Here is a 6515-nt window from a genome sequence, read left to right on the forward strand (position 1 = left end):
CTTCCCGCACCCTGTAGGAGAAGTCCACCGACACGCCGTTGGCCAGAATGAGCTCCACTTCGGTGTGGGGGACGCCCAACGCTTCGATCGCGTTCTTCACGCTGGCGGCTCTCGCGCAGCCGTAGGCAAACTCGACCTTCCGGCGCTGCGGCGGCAGAAAGTCGTTGAGCTCTTCGTAGAAGCGAAACCTCGCCACGGTCATGGCGGCGTCCCCTCAACCCGCTGCCGGGTCGCACGCTCGCGCGGTCGGGTGGCGGGTAGCCAGCCTGCGCGGCCTGCTAAACTTGCGCGCACCACTGCACAAAGAGGAAGAACAAGTGATCGACCTGTATTTCGCCCCGACGGCCAACGGGCTGCGCGCTTCGCTGGTGCTCGAAGAAACGGGTCTTGCCTATCGTCTGCACAAGATCGATCTGATGAAAGGCGAGCAGCGCTCGGCGGAATTTCTGAAGCTCAACCCGGCAGGGCTGATTCCGGTGATCGTAGATTCCGACGGCCCGGGCGGCAAGCCGCTCACGCTCTCGCAGTCGGGGGCCATCGTGCTTTACTGCGCGGAGAAATCGGGCAAGTTCCTCCCGCGCGATGCCAGGCAGCGGGCGATCGCCATGCAATGGTTCATGCAAGCCGCGAGCGACATCGCGGGCACCAGCGGGACGATCTTCCGGCTGGAAGTGACCGCGCCGGAGAAAAGTACCGCCAACGTCGAATATTTCAAGAAGCGGCTGCTCGATTTCTTCGCGGTCTGCGACGAGGCGCTGGAGGGAAGGGAATATCTGGCCGGAGAGCTGTCGGTGGCCGATCTCATGCTCTACCCCAATTTCGCCGCCCGCAAGGCGCTGATCGACCAGGCCGGAGGTTTTGCGAACCTGCAGCGCTGGGGGGCGACGATGGCGGCGCGTCCCGCGGTGGCGCGCGGCATGAACCCTTCTTGAAACGAATCGGACCCCGGAGGACACGGTTCGGGATTCCGCGATGCGAAGCTTGTCAAGGGCCCTCCAGAGGCTGTTTTCCAACGCGCAGGATCAGGCTCCCCCGGCCGACGCGGTTCCGCTGGCAGCCGCAACGCTGCTCGCGGAGGTCGCGCGGGTGGATCACGACGTCAAGGACATCGACCTGATCGCGGCGCGCGAGGCGCTGCAACGGCTCTTTGCACTGCCTCCCGAGAAGGCCGACGCCTTGCTCGCCCATGCGACGCGCCCGGAGAACCGGCCGACGTCCTATCACCCGATCGCCGCCACCTTGAACCGCGCGCTCTCGCGCGAGGACAAGGTGCGTCTGATCGAGTGCATGTGGCGGGTCGCACACGTCGATCGGGAAATCGACATGTACGAAGATCACCTGGTGCGCAAGATCTCCGATCTGCTCCACGTCTCGCACACCGACTTCATCATCGCCAAACGGCGTGCGCGCTGAGCACGTCTGCATCAGGCTCGCAATGGCGGTCTATACTCCCTCGAGCTGGAGTGCGTCGCGCGCGGCCGCCTTTTCCGACACGATGATGCTCGATGGGTCCTTTCTGAAAAAGGTGTCCGCTCTGGCGGCATTTTTCTGCCTGTCAGCGGGCCCTCTCCCCACCCACGCCCAGTCCTGTATCGCGCCGGGCCAGTGGGCGATGCCGGCCGCCTCCGGCGCACGCATCGTCTCGCCGAGCGAGGTGGTCGACGCGGCGCGCGAGGCGCGTTTCGTCCTGCTGGGCGAAGACCACGACAATCCGGATCACCACCGCTGGCAGTTGCACTCCCTGGGCATGCTGCTCGGCGCGCGAGGCAAGCTCGTCATCGGGATGGAGATGCTGCCGCGCCGCGCCCAGCCGGTGCTCGATCGCTGGGTGGCGGGAGACATCGGCGAAGCGCAACTGCTGCGCGAGACGCAGTGGAACAAGGTCTGGCGCTTCGACGCGGAACTCTACCTTCCGATCTTCCACTTTGCGCGCCTGCACCGCCTGCCGCTGATCGCGCTGAACGTGGACCGCGGTCTGGTGCGCGACGTGGGCGGAAAAGGCTGGAAGGCGATTCCACCCGCGCAGCGCGAAGGCGTGAGCGATCCAGCTCCGCCCAGCACCGAGTACCGCGAGCACCTGCGCGGCTGGTTCGAGCAGCACCGGCGCGCCGAAGAGCCTGACGATCCGGCCGCGTTCGAGCGCTTTGTGGAAGCGCAGTTGACCTGGGACCGTGCGTTCGCCGAGGCATTGGCGCAGGCAGCGGCACGCGACCCCGAGGCGCTCGTGGTGGGCATCATCGGCAGCGGACACCTGCGCAACGGCCATGGCGTGCCGCATCAGTTGCGCGCGTTGCGCGCCGGGATCGCGAAGATCTGGCTGCCCGTAACGCCGGATGTGCCGTGCGGCGAGCTGACCGCCGGGCTGGCCGATGCCGTCTTCGCCATCGCCGGCGCGCGGGCAGACGACACGCCGAAGCTCGGCGTGCTGCTCGACGAGGAAAGCGAGGGGCTGCGCGTGCGCGCGGTCGTCGCAGGCAGCGTCGCCGAGAGCGCCGGCGTGAAGGCCGGCGACCGTGTGCTCACGGCCGCGGGATTGCGCGTGGCCAGCGCCGAGGATCTGATCGCGCTGATCCGACGGCAGCCGCCCGGCACCTGGCTGCCGCTCAAAGTCCAGCGCAGCGGTCGGGAGCTTGAACTGGTCGCCAAGTTTCCGCCCGCGGCCGAATGAGATTCCGGCTCGCGGCCGCCCTCTTCCCGCTGGCGGCGTCCGCGTCCGCGGCGACGCTGCCCCACCTGGAACTCTTCGTTGCGCTCGACCCTGCCAGCCGGGCGTTCGAGGCGCAGGCCCGGTTCACCGTCGCCCCGGGGGCACGCTTGGCGTTCTTCCTCGCGCCCGGCCTCACCGTGCGGTCCGCGGAACTGGACGGCAACCCCGCCGGAGTGCGTCGTCAGCCGGGGGAAAACGGCACGCATTTCGAGATCGTATCGCCAGGGCGCGGTATGCCGCGGTCGCTGCGCATCCGCTACGACGGCGTGCTGCGCGCCGTCGATGCCGCGCTTTCACACCGGGACACGCTCGGCGGGCTGCCGCCCGTGGCCTCGCGCGAAGGCAGCTTCCTGCCCGCCGGCTCCGGCTGGTATCCAGAGCCCGGTCCCCTGTTCACTTGGCAGCTCACGGTGCGCACGCCCGCCGACCAGATTTCGATCGCGCCCGGCGCGCCGCAGAAAGAAGAGATCCGCGACGGTAGCCGCACCGTGCAGTTCACCTTCGAACATCCCTCTCAGGGATTGGATTTGATGGTCGGCCCGTACGTCGTTGCCGAGAAGAACATCGCCACGGCTTCCGGCAACGTGTGCGTGCGCACCTTTTTTCACGCCGAGCTGCAGCCCCTGGCGTCCGGTTACCTCGACGCGGCCGCGCGCTACATCGCGCGCTACTCGGAGCAGATCGCGCCCTACCCCTACTCGCATTTCAGCATCGTCTCGAGCCCTCTGCCGACCGGCTTCGGCATGCCTTCGGCAACGTATCTCGGCCGCGAGGTGCTCAGGCTGCCATTCATCAAGGACACTTCGCTCGGCCACGAGGTGCTGCACAACTGGTGGGGAAACGGCGTCTACGCAGACGTCTCCCGCGGCAACTGGTCCGAAGGGCTCACGACCTTCATGGCCGACTATGCCTACAAGGAGGAAGCCGGGCCTGACGCCGCGCGGGACATGCGCCACGGCTGGCTGCGCGATTACGCGTCGCTGCCCCCCGGCAGCGAGCAGCCGTTGTCGGCGTTCCGAGCGCGGCATCACACCGCCTCTTCGGCCATCGGCTACGGCAAGTCGGCGATGCTGTTCTTTACATTGCGCGCGCGGCTCGGGCGCGAAGCATTCCTGGGCGCGCTGCGCGACTTCTGGGCGCGGCATCGCTTCGCGCCGGCAACCTTCACCGATCTCGCCGCAGCCTTCGAGCGCGCGGCGGGCGAAGATCTGTCCGGCCTCTTCGCGCAGTGGCTCGACCGCACGGGCGCGCCGGAAATCCGGGTAAGCGAGGCGCGACACCTCGATGCCTCGGACACGGCACGGCTCACAGTCACCCTGGCGCAGACTCCCGCGGAGTTCTCCAACCGGGTGCCGATCCGCGTGTTCCATGGAGACGGCGCGGAGGATTTCGCACTGGAACTGAACGGCCCTTCGGCCAGCGGGCAGTTCGCGACCCGCGGGCGCGCGCTGGCGGTGGCCGCAGACCCGGAGTTCACCGTCTGGCGCAGGCTGCTTGCGGGCGAGGCGCCTCCGATTGTGCGCGACATCGTCGCCGCACCGGCTGTGACCGTCGTCGCACTGGACGAAGCGCTGGGCAACGCGGTCCGAACCTTCGCAGGCGCGCTGATCGAAGGCGAGCTTCGTTTCGTGGCGGATGAGACACCACCTCCGGAAGGTCATGCGCTGGTCGTCGGTCCACGCCCGATGGTCGATCGCTGGCTGCGCGACCGCGGCTTGCCTGCGCGCCCGCCGCAGGCCGATGCAGGCGACGCACAGGTATGGATTACCGCTGAGGCGTCGGTGCGACTGCTGCTCGTCTCGCTCCCGGTGCGCGTCGACGATGCGAAAGCGGCGCTCGCGATGCTCGCGAGGCGCCTGCCGCACCTCGCGCGCTATTCGTGGATCACCTTCGAGGAGGACAAGACCGCCGACCGCGGCACCTGGTCCGCCTCGTCGCCTCGCGTTCCGGTCAAATGACCGCCGCTCTCACCGCAGAGGACGCCGAGGACGCTGAGGAAAACAAGAGCGCAACAAAAGATAATCCTTCGCCCTCCGGGAGAGAGAGGTCAGGGTGAAGGAAGGCTCTCGCTCCGCTAGTATGCGAAGACCACGGAGCATCTTTCTCGAGCCTTCGTGTCTTCGTGTTGCGCTCTTCTCTTCAGGAGAAACGGAATGGCAAAGGCAATCAACGTCGGGGTGGCGGCAAGGATCGGCAAGTACAGCGACGCGGTGCTGGTGGAAAACGCCAGGCGGCAACTGCACATCTCTGGAACACCCGGCATTCGCAAGGACGGCTCGGTTCCCGCGAGCTTCGTGGAGCAGGCGGACCTGGCCTGGCAGAACCTCGTCGAGATCCTCAGCGCCGCGGGAATGGGTGTGCAGAATCTGGTGAAGATCAACCAGTACTTGCTGCGCGCCGAGGATATTCCTTCTTACGGACCGATACGTCTGAAGCACCTCGGCGAGCATCGCCCTGCGTCGATGCTTTCGGTCGTGCCGGCGCTGGTCAAGCCGGAGATACTGTTCGAGATCGAAGCTGTCGCGTGTGATTAGAGAACGCTCACCGCGGAGGACGCCGAGGACGCGGAGGAAAACAAGAGCGAAACACGAAGACGCGAAGGGGATTCGAAAGAAAATCCGAACCGCGGAGAGCCTGCCCCCGGATTGAACAGGGGATTCGGAGGAACGGCAAAGATACGAGGGGAAACACGACGCGGAGAAAGGATAGCCCCTCGCCCTCCGGGAGAGGGGTTGGGGTGAGGGACAGACTCGTCGCGCTACGACACTCTGTCCAGAGGGCTTTGCACCCCACGGCCGCCACGATTCAAGACATGGGTGTAGATCATCGTCGTGCTCACGTCGGCATGACCAAGAAGTTCCTGCACGGTTCTGATGTCGTAGCCATTTTGCAGGAGGTGGGTGGCAAAACTGTGCCGGAGCGTGTGAGGCGTCGCCGGCTTATGAATGCCCGCCGCGCGCAGCGCCCACTGCAGGGCCCGTTGAATCGGCTTTTCGTCCGCATGGTGACGCCTCACCACTCCCGAGCGCGGATCCTTCGACAGCCGCGCGGATGGGAACACGTACTGCCACATCCAGTCCCTGCCCGCGTTCAGATACTTGCGATCCAGCGCAAAGGGCAGATACACCGACCCGAACCCGGCCGCCAGGTCCTCGGCGTGCAGTTCGCGCACTCTCTCGAGATGTCGTTTTATCGGCTCGACCAGGCTTTCGGGGAGCATCGTCACCCGATCCTTCGCGCCCTTGCCGTCGCGCACCAGGATTTCGCGCCTCGCGAAATCAATATCCTTCACCCGAAGTCTGAGGCATTCGAGGATTCTCAGCCCGGATCCGTACAGCAGCCGCGCGATCAGCGCGGGGGTGCCTCTCATGCGGTTCAGCAGCGCATTCACCTCATCGACCGAAAGCACCACCGGCAGGCGCTGCGGCACACGGGCCGCTACGACGCCATTGAGCCAGGGCAGTTCCTTGTCGATGACTTCTTTGTACAGAAACAGAATCGCGCTCTTGGCCTGATTCTGCGTGGAAGCCGATACCCGTCCCCGGACCGCCAGGTGGGTCAGAAACGCCTCTACTTCAGCCGCTCCCAGATCCCTCGGGTGGCGTTTGTCGTGGAAGAGCACGAACCGGCGTACCCAGTCGACATACGCCTGCTCGGTGCGGATACTATAGTGCTTGACGCGGATTCGGTCGCGAAGCTTGTCCAGGAGTCTGGGCTCGGCCGGTGGGAGCGCAACGGAAGCCGGCTGGGGCAGCATGTTCTACCTCCGGGCGACGTGAAAGGAGCGCGATCAGGGGCTTGAATGCAC

Annotated in this window: 7 protein-coding genes; 5 read left to right on the plus strand and 2 right to left on the minus strand. The window is 66.1% G+C overall.

The genetic code is table 11. The annotated features are described in order from the left end of the window. Positions 1 to 202: twitching motility protein PilT (locus VNM24_11265; GenBank protein ID HWQ39165.1), on the minus strand; the 202-nt coding region annotated here is incomplete at its 3' end. Positions 203 to 317: 115 nt separating this feature from the next. On the opposite strand from VNM24_11265, the gene VNM24_11270 reads away from it, so the two are divergent. The 5 genes from VNM24_11270 to VNM24_11290 all read left to right on the plus strand — a co-directional run bounded on the left by VNM24_11270 (position 318) and on the right by VNM24_11290 (position 5241). Further along, complete coding sequence (locus tag VNM24_11270; GenBank protein ID HWQ39166.1) at positions 318 to 932, plus strand: glutathione S-transferase N-terminal domain-containing protein; 615 nt, start codon at positions 318 to 320, stop codon at positions 930 to 932. Between the two features lie 49 nt (positions 933 to 981). Beyond that, positions 982 to 1413, plus strand: coding sequence for a TerB family tellurite resistance protein (locus VNM24_11275; protein ID HWQ39167.1), 432 nt, complete (start codon positions 982 to 984; stop codon positions 1411 to 1413). A gap of 22 nt (positions 1414 to 1435) precedes the next feature. Continuing rightward, the gene (locus VNM24_11280; protein HWQ39168.1) at positions 1436 to 2668 is read left to right on the plus strand and encodes a ChaN family lipoprotein; all 1233 of its coding nucleotides are present in this window, start codon (positions 1436 to 1438) and stop codon (positions 2666 to 2668) included. Continuing rightward, positions 2665 to 4665: a M1 family aminopeptidase gene (locus VNM24_11285; protein HWQ39169.1), complete on the plus strand. Its 2001-nt coding sequence runs from the start codon at positions 2665 to 2667 to the stop codon at positions 4663 to 4665. Before VNM24_11280 ends, VNM24_11285 begins: the two co-directional genes overlap by 4 nt. 195 nt (positions 4666 to 4860) lie before the next feature. Next, positions 4861 to 5241: a Rid family hydrolase gene (locus tag VNM24_11290; GenBank protein HWQ39170.1), complete on the plus strand. Its 381-nt coding sequence runs from the start codon at positions 4861 to 4863 to the stop codon at positions 5239 to 5241. A 224-nt stretch (positions 5242 to 5465) separates the two neighbouring features. On the opposite strand, the gene VNM24_11295 is transcribed toward VNM24_11290, so the two are convergent. Then, positions 5466 to 6464, minus strand: coding sequence for an integron integrase (locus VNM24_11295; protein ID HWQ39171.1), 999 nt, complete (start codon positions 6462 to 6464; stop codon positions 5466 to 5468). Positions 6465 to 6515 lie beyond the last annotated feature (51 nt).

The organism is Burkholderiales bacterium (assembly GCA_035560005.1).
Taxonomy (GTDB): Bacteria; Pseudomonadota; Gammaproteobacteria; order Burkholderiales; family Eutrophovitaceae; genus DASRFY01.

Bases quoted from the DNA above. Each gene is read 5' to 3' on its own strand.
- VNM24_11295 (HWQ39171.1), bottom strand. From the start codon at position 6,464: ATGCTGCCCCAGCCGGCTTCCGTTGCGCTCCCACCGGCCGAGCCCAGA.
- VNM24_11290 (HWQ39170.1), top strand. From the start codon at position 4,861: ATGGCAAAGGCAATCAACGTCGGGGTGGCGGCAAGGATCGGCAAGTAC.
- VNM24_11285 (HWQ39169.1), top strand. From the start codon at position 2,665: ATGAGATTCCGGCTCGCGGCCGCCCTCTTCCCGCTGGCGGCGTCCGCG.
- VNM24_11280 (HWQ39168.1), top strand. From the start codon at position 1,436: ATGGCGGTCTATACTCCCTCGAGCTGGAGTGCGTCGCGCGCGGCCGCC.